We start from the raw sequence: 13,399 nt of genomic DNA on the forward strand, positions 1-13,399 counted from the left end.
AATCTTTGCTGAGATTTTCGTGTTTAAACGAAAAATAGGCAGCGAATACGCTGCCTATGGATTTGAAAATGAAATTTTTTACTGAGGCGGACGACCCATCACGCCTCGAATCGTGTTCAGCACGTCTGCAGGCAAGACCACCGTTTTGGCATTCGGTGATTTGGCCATATCTTGCATGGCCTTGATATATTGCTCACCGAGTAAATAGGCAACCGGAATCTCATTACTACCAATTGCCGAAGTCACCATATCAATCGCACGTTGTGAAGATTCAGCCAGAACCACCTGTGCTTCTGCATCACGGCGCGATGCTTCCAGACGACCATCCGCTTCCAGAATGGCAGCCTGTTTTTCACCATCAGCTTTGGTCACGGTTGCACGACGTTGACGTTCAGCAGCGGCCTGTTCTTCCATCGCGGTTTGCATGGTGACTGACGGTTTAATATCTTGAATTTCAACGGTTTTAAGCGTGATACCCCAGTCCGAGATATCATCGGAAATACTGGATTTTAAACGTGCTTTAATATGATCACGTGATGATAGGGCATCATCCAGATCCATTTCACCGACAATCGAACGCAACGAAGTTTGTACCAGGTTTTGAATTGCCCAAGAATAGTTTTCAATGCCGTAGACCGCTTTTTCAGGTGTGGTCAGGTTGATATAGGCCACCGCATTCATGAGTAACACGGCATTATCACGGGTAATCACTTCCTGTGAAGGAATATCCAGCACAATATCTTTGGTGGTGACTTTATAAGCCACTTCATCAATATACGGAATGACAAAATTCAGACCCGGATTCAGCGTCGTATGGTATTTGCCCAAGCGTTGTGCGATCCATTTATAACCTTGCGGGACAATACGTACCCCTTTAAAAATCGTAATCGCCACAAAGGCCAAAAATGCGATAACAATTATAGTTCCACCAGACATATCTTATTCACCTTTTTCATTTTGATAATGTGTGCTGTGGGGTTGAACCACCAGATCATTCCCCAGAATATCCACGACGCGAACACGGTCACCGACCTGAACCTGATCCAGAGTACGACATTCCCATTCATCTGAGCCTAAAACCGGCATCGGGAAACGTACTCTGATTTGTTCATTTTCAAGATTGGTTTGAATGACCATACCAATCTGGCCAATCGTCGCTTCACGAGACAGACCAGCTTTGGTTTTATCAATCGAAAGTGGCTTGATAAATTTAAACCATGCCAGCGTACAGAGGACGGATAGAGCAATCCAGGTCAGGATCTGGGTGGTCAGTCCCATCATCGGGAACATCCAGTATAAAATGCCCACTAAAATGGCGCCGATACCAAACCACAGGGCAGCAAAAGCGGGTAGAAGCAATTCCGAAAGAATCAGCAAAACGCCTAATACAAACCAGTGCCAGGGTTCAATAACAAATTCCATATCGTGACCTATATCGCTAAGTGTTTAATTAATCATCATTATGTGATTAAGCCCAATGTAACAGATGCCGGTTCAGATGAATATAAAAAATTCGTACCTTAGAATTTCGCAGCACGTGCTGGTTTAAATGCAGCAGGGGACTGTTTGAAATCAGTAATCATTTTCTGGATGGCCCGGATTTTTAACTGTGCTGCTTTTTCACCTTCAAGAATGGTTTGATTGCTGGCCTTTAAATCCAGGGTGCCAATATGGCCAACTTTGGGCTGAATCACGACATTGGCCTGCTTCAGTTCTTCATGAATACTTTGCTGACCCATAATATTAATGGTCTGATCCAGCAGGCCCCACATATTCACAGCTTTGTTGCTGTCAGGACGTGCAGAAATATCCACCGCAATCACCAGATCGGCACCCATATCCCTGGCAGTTTTGACTGGAATCGGGCTGACCAGTCCACCATCAATATATTTCAGCCCGCCAATGGTGGCCGGGACAAATACATTGGGAATACTGCAAGAAGCGCGCACCGCCTGTCCGGCATTGCCTTTAATAAAGTCTGCCTTGCGTCCCGTATCCAGGCGGGTCGCCACCGCAGCAAACCGTATCGGGAACTGCTCAATCGGTTTATTTGCCACATTTCTGTTGACGAAATCCTGTAACTTTTGTCCGGCAATAATCCCTTGCCGATTTAAGGTTAAATCACGGATGTCCGATTCCTTAAAATTCAAGGCAATTTGCTGCAACTGATACGGTGATTTGCCGCTGGCATATAGACTGCCGACAAAACTGCCGGCACTGGTGCCTGTGACAATTTTCGGTTTAATGCCGTGTGACTCCAGTACCTTAATCACGCCAATATGGGCGAAGCCTTTCGCACCGCCGCCGCCAAGTGCAATTGCAATCACGGGTTCGCGGGCCTGAAGTGGGGTAGGAGTCGGTGTGGTTTTACTGGCTTTATCACATGCAGCCAGACTGAGGCCAAGACAGCCAATCAGAGCATAAGACGCTAATTTCATTGTGGTAAATGATCACTAAGTCATCAAAATATAGGCTATCAGAGCAAAAAAACAGGATTTTGCCTAGTCTTTTTTCAACAGCTTTTGTAAAGGCCTGGCAATCCAGTCCGGATTTTTTGCCGAAATCTTGCCTTGATAATGTGCATAAATCTGCACCAGATCATGTTCATAATCGCCCGTCGGCTGATAGACACCCAGAATATGAATGGTTTTAATATCATAATCAAAAGCCAGCATGACAATAGGCAGGCCGGCCTGATCGGCAATATGATAAAAACCACTGCGGATTTTTTCTGGCGCTTTACGTGAACCTTCGGGTGCCATACCGACCCAAATCTGGGTTTTTTGCTTGATGATTTCCACGATCTGCTGGGTATGACCTTGTGGACTATCCCGAACCACCGGAATCACCCCAATCCATTCAAGTAAGGGCTTTAATGGGGTATGGAACAGGCTGTTTTTACCAAAAATAGTGACCTTTAAGCCGATAGCTAAGAGTGCAATAAAACCATGCCAGGCATCAATATTGGACGTATGTGGAGAAATAATCGCAACGGCTTTTGGTAAATTGGGAAACTCACCTTCAAGCTGCCAGCCCTGCGCTAAAAAGATCCGTTTAAAAAAATAACGGCTGAGTCGATTGCCTCGACTGGGCACCAAGGGAGGTAATTCTGGAAAGTGCTTTTTGGTCATGCTTAAAGTCTCTTCCTGACACATATTTTTCTTTATTTTTAATGATATTAGGCTTTTACTTTGGTTTTTTCATTGGCAAAATGTCCAGCTTGTTGAATGATTTCTGCTTCTTTTGCCTATTAAGGACCCAGCATGCCGAATATGCGGAATACTTACATTGTGTTGTTTTCCCTGTATTGGGCGCAAGGATTGCCAGTCGGATTTATGACCCATGCTTTGCCGGTGATCTTACGGGCAGAAGGAGTGTCGCTGGCACAGATCGGTGGTTTTGGCCTGCTCATGCTGCCTTGGTCAATCAAGGTGTTTTGGGCGCCATTGGTCGATCGTTATGGCTCTCAAGCCACAGGGCATTATCGAAGCTGGATTATTCCGCTGCAATTGCTCTCGGTGGCAGTGCTGATCGCCTTGTCCTTTTTGCCCATTCAGGCTTTAGATCAGCCGGTTTATCTATTGGCCTTTTTTATTGCATTACTGTTTATGAATGGCGTAGGCGCGACACAGGATATTGCCACCGATGCACTTGCCGTCAATATTCTGAAAAATGAACAGCAGCATTGGGGCAATACCTTTCAGGTCATTGGATCACGTTTGGGGTTTATTGTCGGTGGTGGTGCCATTTTACTGTTTTTAGACCTATTGCAATGGCAAAGCACTTTTCTACTTTTGGCTGCACTGGTTTTTCTAAATACACTGCCTGTTTTAAAATTTAAAGAGCCACAGCATCACTCGGTCGCGTCTGAGCAAATTACTACTTCTACTCAATTCACAATCAAAGCCTATTTTCGGTATTTTTATACGCATCCAAGCTTGCGCTGCTGGTTGCTGGTCTTGCTGACATTTAAAGTCGCAGATGGGCTATCTGGCCCTTTGCTGAAGCCTTTAATGGTCGATCTGGGTCTGAGCTTTACTCAGATTGGTGTGTACGTGACCATGCTGGGTGCAGGTGCTGCCCTGATTGGAGCTGGTCTGGCAGGCTATTGCCTGAAGTTCTTTTCACGTCGTTATTGTTTAATGTCTTTTTCGGTGCTCAAAATACTGAGCTTAATGGCCTATGCCTGGCTGGCAGCACAATATGAAGCCCAGCTTAAAGTCGAAAACTGGCTGATTTATACTATTAATGCAGCAGAAGATCTGGTTTCGGCAATGCTCTTGGTGGTAATGCTGACGCTCATTATGCAATACAGCCGTAAGCGTCTGGCCGGGACTGATTTTACTTTTCAAGTCTCAATTATGGCGACGGTAAGTGGTGGCTTATATATGTTGAGTGGGATATTGGGGGATTATTTAGGCTATGCAAAATATCTAACCTATATTGTTTATATCAGCATAGTGCTTCTATTGCCTATCGTATTTTGGGGGAGAGTCGATCAGCAATCACAGTCATCATGAAATATGAATTAAAGCTGACTGAAAAAAAAGCAATCTATTTTAAAAGTGTGGTTAATACATATTATAGATAAAAGTATGAGATAAAAATGATTTCAAACTGATTTGAAAGTTGTTAAATTCTTGATGTTTTCAAGTAGCTTGTTGTGTAGCTAGGGTTAAAAGTGTAAGTCCAGTCAAATACATGACATGATACGTGGGCTTTTAACTCGACATATATTGCGTGAGTCGTCTTTCGAGATCATAACCAAGCTATTTCATAATTATAGATATTCCACACGGTGTAGGTTTCAGTTGAGATCACCGAACTTCCAATGCCAATGAACATGTGTTCACTATGGAGAATTTAATGAGTCAAGTTTTAACAGGAAAGTTTTTAGCTAAAGGATTAGCAGTAGCAGTAACAACATTGATGATGGGGACTGTTGCACATGCTGAAACACAAGAGCAAAAAGAAATTAAGCAGCTGCGCCAAGAAATTGAAGCATTAAAAGCATTAGTATTACAGCAGCAACAAGTTCAGCAAACTCAAGCAGTGCAAATAGAACAAGTCAAAGCAACCCCACAACAATCAGCAGCTGCACCGAAAGCCCTAAGTACAAAATCAGATACTGAAGTGAAGCTATATGGTTTCGTTCGTGGTGATGCGAACTATATTATTGAAGGTTCATCAGGTGACTTCTCTGATGTTGCTAACGTTGGCAACGGTAAAGCGAATCAACCCAATGCTCAACAAACCAGAGATAAATTTGTGGCAACAGCAAAAACAACACGAATAGGTTTAGATTTTAAAACCAATGTTGAAGGTGCAGAAATTGGCGGTAAACTTGAAAGTGATTTTGCAGGTACTAACGATTCATTCCGTGTACGTCAAGCATATTTAACCTATGAAAATTGGTTGATTGGTCAAACACAATCTACCTTCTTGTCAAATCATGCACCATTTATGATTGACTTCAGCACCAACGTCGGTGGGGGTACTACCCGTCTACCAATGGTTCGTTATGGTTTTGATTTGACACCGGCAACGCAATTGTTCCTGGCTGCAGAAAAACCAAACTCAAGTGCTACAGACATCAAATCAAGCGTACCAACATTGACTGCTAAATTAGCACACAACTTTGATGATAAAAAAGGTAATGCGTCTGCGCGTGCTTTAGTTGAAGTTTATAAAGATGAAAACATTAATAAGCGTAAAGCAGGTTGGGGTTTAGCTGCAGGTACAACCTATCAAGTGCTTGATCCTTTAAAAGCGACGCTAGATGTCAGCTACACCAAAGGTGTGAACGGTATTCTGTATGGTACCAATGCCAATCCTGCATTTGTAGATGATGAAAATGACCGTAATATTGAGCAAAATGAAATTTGGGCGGTACAAACGGGCTTAACCTACAGCATTTTACCTAACCTAAAAACCTCAGTTGGTTATGGTGCATTGTTTGCTGATAAAGACTCAGACTATGCAAAAGTCAATGCTAGTGCAAACAAAGAGGTACAACAAGCGTGGGCGAATATGGTGTATTCACCGGTTAAACCACTTGAGTTTGGTGTTGAGTATGTCAACGGTGAGCGTAAAGAATTTAATAATAAGAAATTCAAAGATAACCGTATTGGTTTAATGAGCAAATATAGCTTTTAATTGATGATGTAAAGCTAAATAAAAAAATCCCACCACTTGGTGGGATTTTTTACATCAATCCCTTAGGAGAAGATTTTTTTAATGACGCCTAGGGATTCGTACAGGCTTAAAATACAAATTCTAATTTAAACTGTGTAATCTAAAAAAAGCGGTGCTTCGGCACCGCTTTTTTATACTTGAAAATACAAAACTTAGCAATTTTAGTTCTGATGCTTAAAGTGTCAGGCTGATAACATGACTATAAACCTTAGCCTGCCTTTTTTAAAACTATGACTATTCAAGCTGTTTTATTTGACCTTGATAATACCTTGACCCATCGTGATCTCACCGCACAAGCGTATAGCCGCTCTCTGGCAGAGTATTATGCTCCGGCTCTGGCACAGGTCGAACCAGAAAAAATTATCGAAATAGTACGGCGCATCGATAATGGCGGTTATCCGAAAAAGGAATTGTTGACGCATGGCAGTATCGGGGCTTCGGCGGCTTATGCCTTATTACAGGAGCTCTCCTGGTTAAATCCTCCCAGTCTAGAAGAGCTGGCACAGTTCTGGTTCAGCCAGTTTGGTCGTTGCGCTGTAGAAATGCCAGATGCCAAGCTGGTACTCGAGCAGTTGAAATCCCAAGGCTATCAACTGGCGATTGTTTCCAATGGTGGACACGACACCCGTTTAAATACCATTCGGGGTTTGGGGATTGCCGGTTATTTTGATGAAATCATCAGTTCGGGATTAGTCGGCTTCAGCAAACCCCAACCAGAAATTTTCCAGATTACTGCACAACGTTTAGGCGTCTTGCCTGAACATTGTTTATATATTGGCGATCATCCAATCAATGATATACAAGGGGCAAAAAATGCCGGAATGCATGCCTTGTGGATGCAGGGCTTTCATCCTGATGCCGAAGAAATCCAATATAAAATCCAGCAGCTACCTGAAATTTTCACGCATTTACAACGGCTGAATCAGCTTTAATTCAAGTGATGCGTAAACAATTAATCGCTTCAGCCCACTGTGCTGATTTGCAGCGAGGACATTGTTGTGCAGCTGTAGAGAGGTTTTGAACCTGACCGCAATAAATACAGGCATATAAACGGTCTGCTTTCACCTGCTCCACGATCGAACAGGTTTTAGGAAATAGTGGCAAGCCGTATTTCACCTGATCATCGGTAAAATATAACACACTGAATTTACCGTCTGTTTCCAGTAAACCGGTACGCACCTGACCCAGATGTTCTACGCCTTGCTGGCGCATTTCGGCAAAGAATTCATCATGTGACATTTTGCCTTTTTTAATTTCCTCAATGACCAGCAGGCCATCTTCCACAATATAAATCGGTTTGCCTTCCAGTAGGTCTTCAAACCATTGGTATTTCATCATCAGCCAAGTGGTCAGGCGATACATCAGGATAATCACTGACATTACCAGAACTGCCTGAATCAGGGGAATATCTTCGGTAAACATCGGGTCACCGGCAATTGAGCCCAGGGCGAGAATGATCGCGACTTCAAAGATGGAAAGCTGTCGTACACCACGTTTTCCGGTCAGCCGTAAAAACAGGATAATCATGATATACATGACTATACAACGTAGCAAAATCTCTGATGCAAAGCTCCAAGTCGTATCATGAATAAAGATCGAGACCCAATCCATTAAGCTGTTCCTATATAACGCGTTGAGCTGAGTCTAGCAATGTGGCAGGTTTATTTACTGCTGTGTTTATGTAAGCTTTTGAATATAAAATATATTATTAAAAAATAGAGCGAATTTATAATCAGATTTATTTATGAAGTAGCTAGAAGTTTCATGTAAATATTGCATAAATATTCATCACTTTAATTGTGATTCAGCTCACACTTTATTCCAAGTTGGTTTAGGACACTAAAATGATTATCTTATTGAAATTTAAATAATAATTTATAAATACTCTATCTTTTCATAGGCTTAAGTGTTTGGAAATTTGTAAGTAATTCACCAAAATTAAGTAAAAATCTGTAGTTTGTGCTCTGAAAAATGAGGCAGTCATAAGCCTAAAAATTTGTTTTCTAAATGAAAAATTATTGATTACGGTTCTAAGAGGGAAAATTATTGTGAAAAAAATATTCACATTTTTAACAGTGTTTGGTTTGAGTACGGCAGGCTATGCAGATGCCAATTGGGGCTATATGCAGCCTGAACAATGGTCGAATTTAAGCCAGAAATATACTGCCTGTGATGGTGCGAATCAGTCGCCAATTAATATTGAGCGGACGGTAAAAGCACAACTGGAACCGCTGAAATTTAGTTATAACACCATGATTCAAGCCATTGAAAATAAAGGTCATACCATTCAGGTGGACTTTGCCGAAGGTGGTGAGCTGGAGCTAGATGGGGAGCGTTTTGAACTGAAACAGTTCCATTTGCATAGTCCGAGTGAGAACCTGATTCAAGGTAAAAGTTATCCTTTAGAGATTCATTTTGTCCATGCCAATGCTGATGGTGAGCTGGCAGTGGTTGGTATGATGTTTGAGCAGGGGCAGGACAGCCAGATGCTAAAACAGATGTGGAAGCGTTTGCCGAAAAAGCAGGGGGAAAAAGTCGTGTTAAAAACACCACAGCCTGTCAATCAGTTGCTGCCTAAAAATCTGGATTATTATCGCTTTAGTGGCTCGCTGACCACCCCACCTTGTTCAGAGGGTGTGCGCTGGCTCATTTTAAAAGAGATCCAACAGGCTTCAGCCAAACAGATTGCTGAATTTTTCAAATTAATGGGGCATCCGAATAACCGTCCGGTACAGCCATTAAATGGTCGTGTCATTGTGGAATAATCATTTTGTTTGCGCCATTCGCCTACACATTGATGGCCTGAAAAGGCAATTTAAGGTTGTAGGTGATGGCTCTTTTCAATCTGTTTAATTAACTGATGGCTCGCATCATGAATATACTGGCTATGTTGGGTCAGTAAAGCTTGATGCTTGAGCTGTTTCTGGTTTTTAGGCTGTAATAAATGTTGTTGCAGAATTTCCTCGGAATGAAACAGTTCAAATGCCAATTGATTCAGGTTTGGGTCATAAATTTGACTATGTACAAATATATGCAGTTCTTTAGAAAAGACCGGAATCAATTCCAGATATTCGGTTTCTAGCGTATGTAAGATATTTTGAGTACTTTGCTGATGTAACTGCATTTGTTCAATGAAGTCAGCACTATAACGGCGAATACGATAAAGTGTCGGCAGCATCGTGACAAAGAATTTTTGTTTTTGCATGTCTTGTAAGGCATTATCACGATTTTGTGCCAAATGATTTAAATATAAGGGCACACTAATGGCGACAAAAATTGCAAACACAGATCCTAGCGCTTGTACCCATGCAGCGAGTTCCTGATTAAAGATTAAATCTGCCTGAGTTGCCATCTGAATCTCCTTTCAGCACAGTCACAAATTAAGTTATTGTTATATTGTTTGATATTAAACAAAATTTATTTGCATAAGGTGTATATTTGTGTCGATAACTGGCATACACCTGTCTCATAAAACCGTTAAACTTAATAATCTGTCCTGCTTATTTTGAATATCATGTCTTTCAATTTAAAAACCATGATTCAGCCATTCACAGCGCTTTCGACACAGCAGAAAAAGCTGGATCGCCTGATTGATAAAATTGCACAGCAGAAGCTTGAGCTGGCACAGTGGCAGCAGGCCGAAGAAGAGATTCGACAATATACACAGCAAAATTTCATACCGGTCTATCATGAATTGCATGGTGTTTTGTTTGAGCAGCTTGAACAATTGTGGCAGCATCTGCATGAGGCAGAATTTTCCAAGGCCGAGATCGTCGTACTGGATGAAAAAATTCAATCTCTGGTGGCTTACTTAAAAGATTCACAGGCAATGTCGGTGCAAGAAGCTCGTAAAGTCAATGAAATTGATAGTTACTATCAGCAGCTCAATGAACATATCCAACTCAGAAAAAATCAGAAAAAGACCAATGCACCAGAAGGGTTTTCCGAAGATCAAAATGGTATAGATCAGGCCGACACAGATGTGTTTGAAGAATGGGATAGTGAACATTTTCAACAAGTACGTGAGCAAGCCAGATTAAAACGCCAGCAGGAAAAACAGGCGCAGGCAGCAGCGATGGCAGAGCAGTCATTGAAAACCGTGTATTTAAAAATTGCGGCGGCCATTCATCCTGACCGTGAAGCGAATGATGTCAAGAAAATAAAAAAGACAGAGTTGTTGCAACATGCCAATCAGGCTTATGAAAAGCAGGATTTATTTGCTTTATTGAAAATGCAGCTTCAGATTGAACAAGACCGAGATCCTTCACAAAAGAGTTTAACTGCAGAGCAAATCAAGCTTTATCAACTGGCGTTAGATGCGCAGAGTCAGACATTACAAGCTCAAATTGATGCGTTAATTGAGACTTTGGTGTGGTCGCATAAAACCAAAATTGCGGTGAAAAAGACGAAAGGGAAAGTTCAAATTGCTGATCTGTATAAGCAGATTGATGAAGATACTTTGGCCATAAAGCAGCAGATTAAAGTAGAAAAAGAACGCTTGAGATATATCAAGAAGGTGAGTGGCTTAGAGATGTTTTTAAGGCATGGGATGCTTTAATCCCTTATTCGTATAATAACTCTAGATGTAATAATGAAAATTCCCTCTCCTGAGCAAGTTTTAAAGCACTGCTTTGAAACGAAGCGCAAGTGAGGGTCAGGGAGAGGTAATAAAATTTGCTAATCTAAATAAAAATAATTAAAAAATTCCATGAATAAAAAGCTAGATCCTCAATTACTCGCTTTCGCCAAATCCATGCGCCACACCGCTACCGATGCTGAATATCTCATGTGGCAAGTTTTACGTGCCAAGCGTTTTATAAATCTTAAATTCCGTCGTCAGCATGTAATTGCACCGTATATTGTGGATTTTTACTGCCATGACATTGGTTTAGTGATTGAGTTGGATGGTGGTCAGCATGGAACGGATGATGCAAAAGAATATGATGTTGAACGGACTAAGTTTTTAGAGGCTTTGGGTTTAAAATTGGTGCGTTATTGGAGTCATGATGTGTTGGGAAAGACGGATGTGGTTTTGGAGGATTTGTGGCAGGTGTGTACTGAGCTAAAACTAAAAAATGTAAAAGTTCCCTCTCCCTCGGGGAGAGGGCTAGGGTGAGGGAAGAATTTATAATGAAAGAAATTTAAAAGCACCTCTCCCTGACCCTCTCCTAAAAGGAGAGGGAACGCCATTGTGAAATTCATGCAGGCATTAAATCAAATGACGCTCCCTCTCCCTATGGGAGAGGGCTGGGGTGAGGGTTACATACTTGCCATAATTTTTTGAACTAATGCCATTTTTTGTTCACGTGTCAGCAGATTTATATCTTTTTCTTCAATAAACTCATCTAATGCCGCGACTTGCTTTCCTTTCATATCTTTATAACCGGCAAATTCCTGATAAAAACGATTTAGGTCACACATTTTTACAGTAGCTTTTCCTTTAGGAGTATGAGCTCTTAAGAAATAATGGTCAGGATAATCACAATGATTTGCAGGTACTCGCTCAATATGATTTTCATATGTATCATAGAAAGGGTGAATGATTTTAAAACGACCACTTGTGCTCGGATAGGAAGGTTGTGAGCAGGCTCTATCGCCATCTACATGAGGATTTTTGTCACCTTTTTCTCCATTGCAATCAGGACAGATGACTATTAAATTCTTTGGTTCAAATAAGAATTGAGGAAATAAGGATTTTGGTAAAATGTGCTCTACTTGCCAATGTAATCCATGAGTTGAAAAAATATACTGTTTACAATAAAAGCAAGTAAGTTTTTGATCAGATAGATAGTGAGCACGAACTAGAGATCTAAAAGCTTTCATATTTTTATTTGTCGTATCATTCCAAAGTTGATAATTTTTTTTGTCATAGTTATCAATAAACTTTTGAAGTTCACTAGGTATTAGACACACTTGCATTTTAACCTCTATAGCTCTCAACAAGGTTAAAAAGAATTCGTACCTTATCCTCTTGGTCTATTTTATTTTGATTAATTAAGTTTTTTATATGTTCTATTAAATCTAAAGACTCTTTGTCTAATTCGGTTATTTCTTGGTTATTTAATTGGTTTAATATTAAAATCAATTTTCTAATTAAATATTCGTTATTGTTGCCAGGAAAGTTGAAAACCTCAGAAAGTTGGAAGTCTGATGATCTATTGATTGTATCGCTTGAATTAATTAAATTATTTTTTGATAGATCTAATATGAAGCTTTCATTGTCTAGATTTGATATGAGTAACGGAGAATGAGTAGCAATGAAGAAATGGCAACCCTTGTAATCTTTTGATAATAATTGAATAAGTTCAATAATCTGTTTTTGCCATTCAGGATGTAGATTAATCTCAGGTTCATCAATACATATTAAAGCATTATCTTCTAAGGCATAAATCAATGATAGACCAATTGAGAGAACTGATATTTGCCCAGAACTTAAATCCCTATAAAATAATTCATATGAATGATCTTTTAAAGCAAACCTAATCTTGGATATATTTAAAATTCCACAACGCATTAGTTCATAGCATGCTGGATAGTCAATTAGTTCATCTAAATAAATCGTTTTATTTTGAAAGGATTGAATATCATTAAATATCTTTTTTATCTGGATTGCTGTTTTTTCAGTTGTTGAAACAGTAAGTAAAACCTCTTCTAATATTTTTAATAGCTTGTTTCTATTTTTAATCTCAAATGTGAGTTTTACGTTTCCTTTAATATTTAGGAAATCGAATAATATTTTTATTTTTTTCAGAATTGATGGTTGCTCAATCGATTTAATGGCAACAAAAGGTAATATTTTTTCTAAATTAAGAGTATATGGTCGAGATAAATTGACTGGTAAACCATAATTGATAAAAATTCTATAAAGCTCTGATTTGAAATAATCAACATCAGTCTCAATAGGTGTTTTTTTTATCTTATGTAAATCTGAGTGTTCGATATTTGTTAGTTTAATGTATTTAGGATTAAAAAAATCAGGGAATTTATTGTTTAAAGTATTTGATATTGCAATAATTTTATTGAAGTTATAGGCTGGTGAATCTAGAGTTGTACTAATAATTGAATTCAGTAATCGACTTTTACCAGTTGCATTATTACCAGTAATAATAGTAAAAACATTTTGAAAGGGTTTTAGTCTGCTGGCATTACAGAAGTTCAGAGTCTTTTTATGAAAATTATAAGTTTGTATGTATGGCATATAAAT

At 39.9% G+C, this 13,399-nt stretch carries 14 protein-coding genes; 6 read left to right on the forward strand and 8 right to left on the reverse strand.

Annotated elements, in window-relative coordinates:
* Window positions 1-78: 78 nt before the first annotated feature.
* From GVV58_RS09265 to GVV58_RS09280, 4 genes are all read right to left on the reverse strand, one after another.
* Window positions 79-936 (reverse strand): SPFH domain-containing protein, encoded by an 858-nt coding sequence (locus GVV58_RS09265; RefSeq protein WP_005096199.1) that lies wholly within the window; start codon window positions 934-936, stop codon window positions 79-81.
* A gap of 3 nt (window positions 937-939) precedes the next feature.
* Window positions 940-1,422, reverse strand: a complete 483-nt coding sequence (locus GVV58_RS09270; RefSeq protein ID WP_005172082.1) for an NfeD family protein — start codon at window positions 1,420-1,422, stop codon at window positions 940-942.
* 98 nt (window positions 1,423-1,520) lie between these two features.
* On the reverse strand, window positions 1,521-2,438 hold the full coding sequence (locus GVV58_RS09275) for a patatin-like phospholipase family protein (protein ID WP_159516407.1): 918 nt from the start codon (window positions 2,436-2,438) through the stop codon (window positions 1,521-1,523).
* A gap of 63 nt (window positions 2,439-2,501) precedes the next feature.
* Window positions 2,502-3,131 carry a 1-acyl-sn-glycerol-3-phosphate acyltransferase gene (locus tag GVV58_RS09280; protein WP_005172078.1) on the reverse strand — a complete coding sequence of 210 codons (630 nt, stop codon included), beginning with the start codon at window positions 3,129-3,131 and terminating at the stop codon, window positions 2,502-2,504.
* A gap of 132 nt (window positions 3,132-3,263) precedes the next feature.
* On the opposite strand from GVV58_RS09280, the gene GVV58_RS09285 reads away from it, so the two are divergent.
* The 3 genes from GVV58_RS09285 to GVV58_RS09295 all read left to right on the forward strand — a co-directional run bounded on the left by GVV58_RS09285 (window position 3,264) and on the right by GVV58_RS09295 (window position 7,127).
* Window positions 3,264-4,520, forward strand: coding sequence for an MFS transporter (locus GVV58_RS09285; RefSeq protein WP_171502642.1), 1,257 nt, complete (start codon window positions 3,264-3,266; stop codon window positions 4,518-4,520).
* 346 nt (window positions 4,521-4,866) lie between these two features.
* A complete protein-coding gene (locus GVV58_RS09290; protein WP_159516408.1) occupies window positions 4,867-6,156 on the forward strand; it encodes a DcaP family trimeric outer membrane transporter in 1,290 nt (429 codons plus the stop codon).
* Between the two features lie 269 nt (window positions 6,157-6,425).
* Window positions 6,426-7,127: an HAD family hydrolase gene (locus tag GVV58_RS09295; RefSeq protein WP_159516409.1), complete on the forward strand. Its 702-nt coding sequence runs from the start codon at window positions 6,426-6,428 to the stop codon at window positions 7,125-7,127.
* Between the two features lies 1 nt (window position 7,128).
* Here GVV58_RS09295 and GVV58_RS09300 read toward each other — a convergent pair whose 3' ends face one another.
* Complete coding sequence (locus GVV58_RS09300; protein ID WP_005172071.1) at window positions 7,129-7,806, reverse strand: YetF domain-containing protein; 678 nt, start codon at window positions 7,804-7,806, stop codon at window positions 7,129-7,131.
* A gap of 437 nt (window positions 7,807-8,243) precedes the next feature.
* Here GVV58_RS09300 and GVV58_RS09305 point away from each other — a divergent pair, with 437 nt between their 5' ends.
* Complete coding sequence (locus GVV58_RS09305; RefSeq protein ID WP_005096211.1) at window positions 8,244-8,960, forward strand: carbonic anhydrase family protein; 717 nt, start codon at window positions 8,244-8,246, stop codon at window positions 8,958-8,960.
* A gap of 50 nt (window positions 8,961-9,010) precedes the next feature.
* Here GVV58_RS09305 and GVV58_RS09310 read toward each other — a convergent pair whose 3' ends face one another.
* Window positions 9,011-9,547, reverse strand: coding sequence for a hypothetical protein (locus GVV58_RS09310; RefSeq protein WP_100357276.1), 537 nt, complete (start codon window positions 9,545-9,547; stop codon window positions 9,011-9,013).
* A gap of 162 nt (window positions 9,548-9,709) precedes the next feature.
* Here GVV58_RS09310 and GVV58_RS09315 point away from each other — a divergent pair, with 162 nt between their 5' ends.
* Both GVV58_RS09315 and GVV58_RS09320 read left to right on the forward strand, forming a co-directional pair.
* Window positions 9,710-10,753, forward strand: a complete 1,044-nt coding sequence (locus tag GVV58_RS09315; protein WP_159516410.1) for a molecular chaperone DnaJ — start codon at window positions 9,710-9,712, stop codon at window positions 10,751-10,753.
* Between the two features lie 150 nt (window positions 10,754-10,903).
* Window positions 10,904-11,311 carry a DUF559 domain-containing protein gene (locus GVV58_RS09320; protein ID WP_159516411.1) on the forward strand — a complete coding sequence of 136 codons (408 nt, stop codon included), beginning with the start codon at window positions 10,904-10,906 and terminating at the stop codon, window positions 11,309-11,311.
* A 143-nt stretch (window positions 11,312-11,454) separates the two neighbouring features.
* Here the strand turns inward: GVV58_RS09320 and GVV58_RS09325 are convergent, their stop codons facing one another.
* Window positions 11,455-12,114, reverse strand: a complete 660-nt coding sequence (locus GVV58_RS09325) for an HNH endonuclease (RefSeq protein WP_159516412.1) — start codon at window positions 12,112-12,114, stop codon at window positions 11,455-11,457.
* 1 nt (window position 12,115) lies between these two features.
* The gene (locus tag GVV58_RS09330) at window positions 12,116-13,393 is read right to left on the reverse strand and encodes an ATP-binding protein (RefSeq protein WP_159516413.1); all 1,278 of its coding nucleotides are present in this window, start codon (window positions 13,391-13,393) and stop codon (window positions 12,116-12,118) included.
* Window positions 13,394-13,399 lie beyond the last annotated feature (6 nt).

Origin of the sequence: Acinetobacter sp. 18QD2AZ41W, from assembly GCF_009829025.1 — a bacterium.
GTDB classification, from domain to species: Bacteria; Pseudomonadota; Gammaproteobacteria; order Pseudomonadales; family Moraxellaceae; genus Acinetobacter; species Acinetobacter pseudolwoffii.

Coding starts and splice junctions, on each gene's coding strand:
- GVV58_RS09265 (WP_005096199.1), bottom strand. CDS start 936: ATGTCTGGTGGAACTATAATTGTTATCGCATTTTTGGCCTTTGTGGCG.
- GVV58_RS09270 (WP_005172082.1), bottom strand. CDS start 1,422: ATGGAATTTGTTATTGAACCCTGGCACTGGTTTGTATTAGGCGTTTTG.
- GVV58_RS09275 (WP_159516407.1), bottom strand. CDS start 2,438: ATGAAATTAGCGTCTTATGCTCTGATTGGCTGTCTTGGCCTCAGTCTG.
- GVV58_RS09280 (WP_005172078.1), bottom strand. CDS start 3,131: ATGACCAAAAAGCACTTTCCAGAATTACCTCCCTTGGTGCCCAGTCGA.
- GVV58_RS09285 (WP_171502642.1), top strand. CDS start 3,264: ATGCCGAATATGCGGAATACTTACATTGTGTTGTTTTCCCTGTATTGG.
- GVV58_RS09290 (WP_159516408.1), top strand. CDS start 4,867: ATGAGTCAAGTTTTAACAGGAAAGTTTTTAGCTAAAGGATTAGCAGTA.
- GVV58_RS09295 (WP_159516409.1), top strand. CDS start 6,426: ATGACTATTCAAGCTGTTTTATTTGACCTTGATAATACCTTGACCCAT.
- GVV58_RS09300 (WP_005172071.1), bottom strand. CDS start 7,806: ATGGATTGGGTCTCGATCTTTATTCATGATACGACTTGGAGCTTTGCA.
- GVV58_RS09310 (WP_100357276.1), bottom strand. CDS start 9,547: ATGGCAACTCAGGCAGATTTAATCTTTAATCAGGAACTCGCTGCATGG.
- GVV58_RS09315 (WP_159516410.1), top strand. CDS start 9,710: ATGTCTTTCAATTTAAAAACCATGATTCAGCCATTCACAGCGCTTTCG.
- GVV58_RS09320 (WP_159516411.1), top strand. CDS start 10,904: ATGAATAAAAAGCTAGATCCTCAATTACTCGCTTTCGCCAAATCCATG.
- GVV58_RS09325 (WP_159516412.1), bottom strand. CDS start 12,114: ATGCAAGTGTGTCTAATACCTAGTGAACTTCAAAAGTTTATTGATAAC.
- GVV58_RS09330 (WP_159516413.1), bottom strand. CDS start 13,393: ATGCCATACATACAAACTTATAATTTTCATAAAAAGACTCTGAACTTC.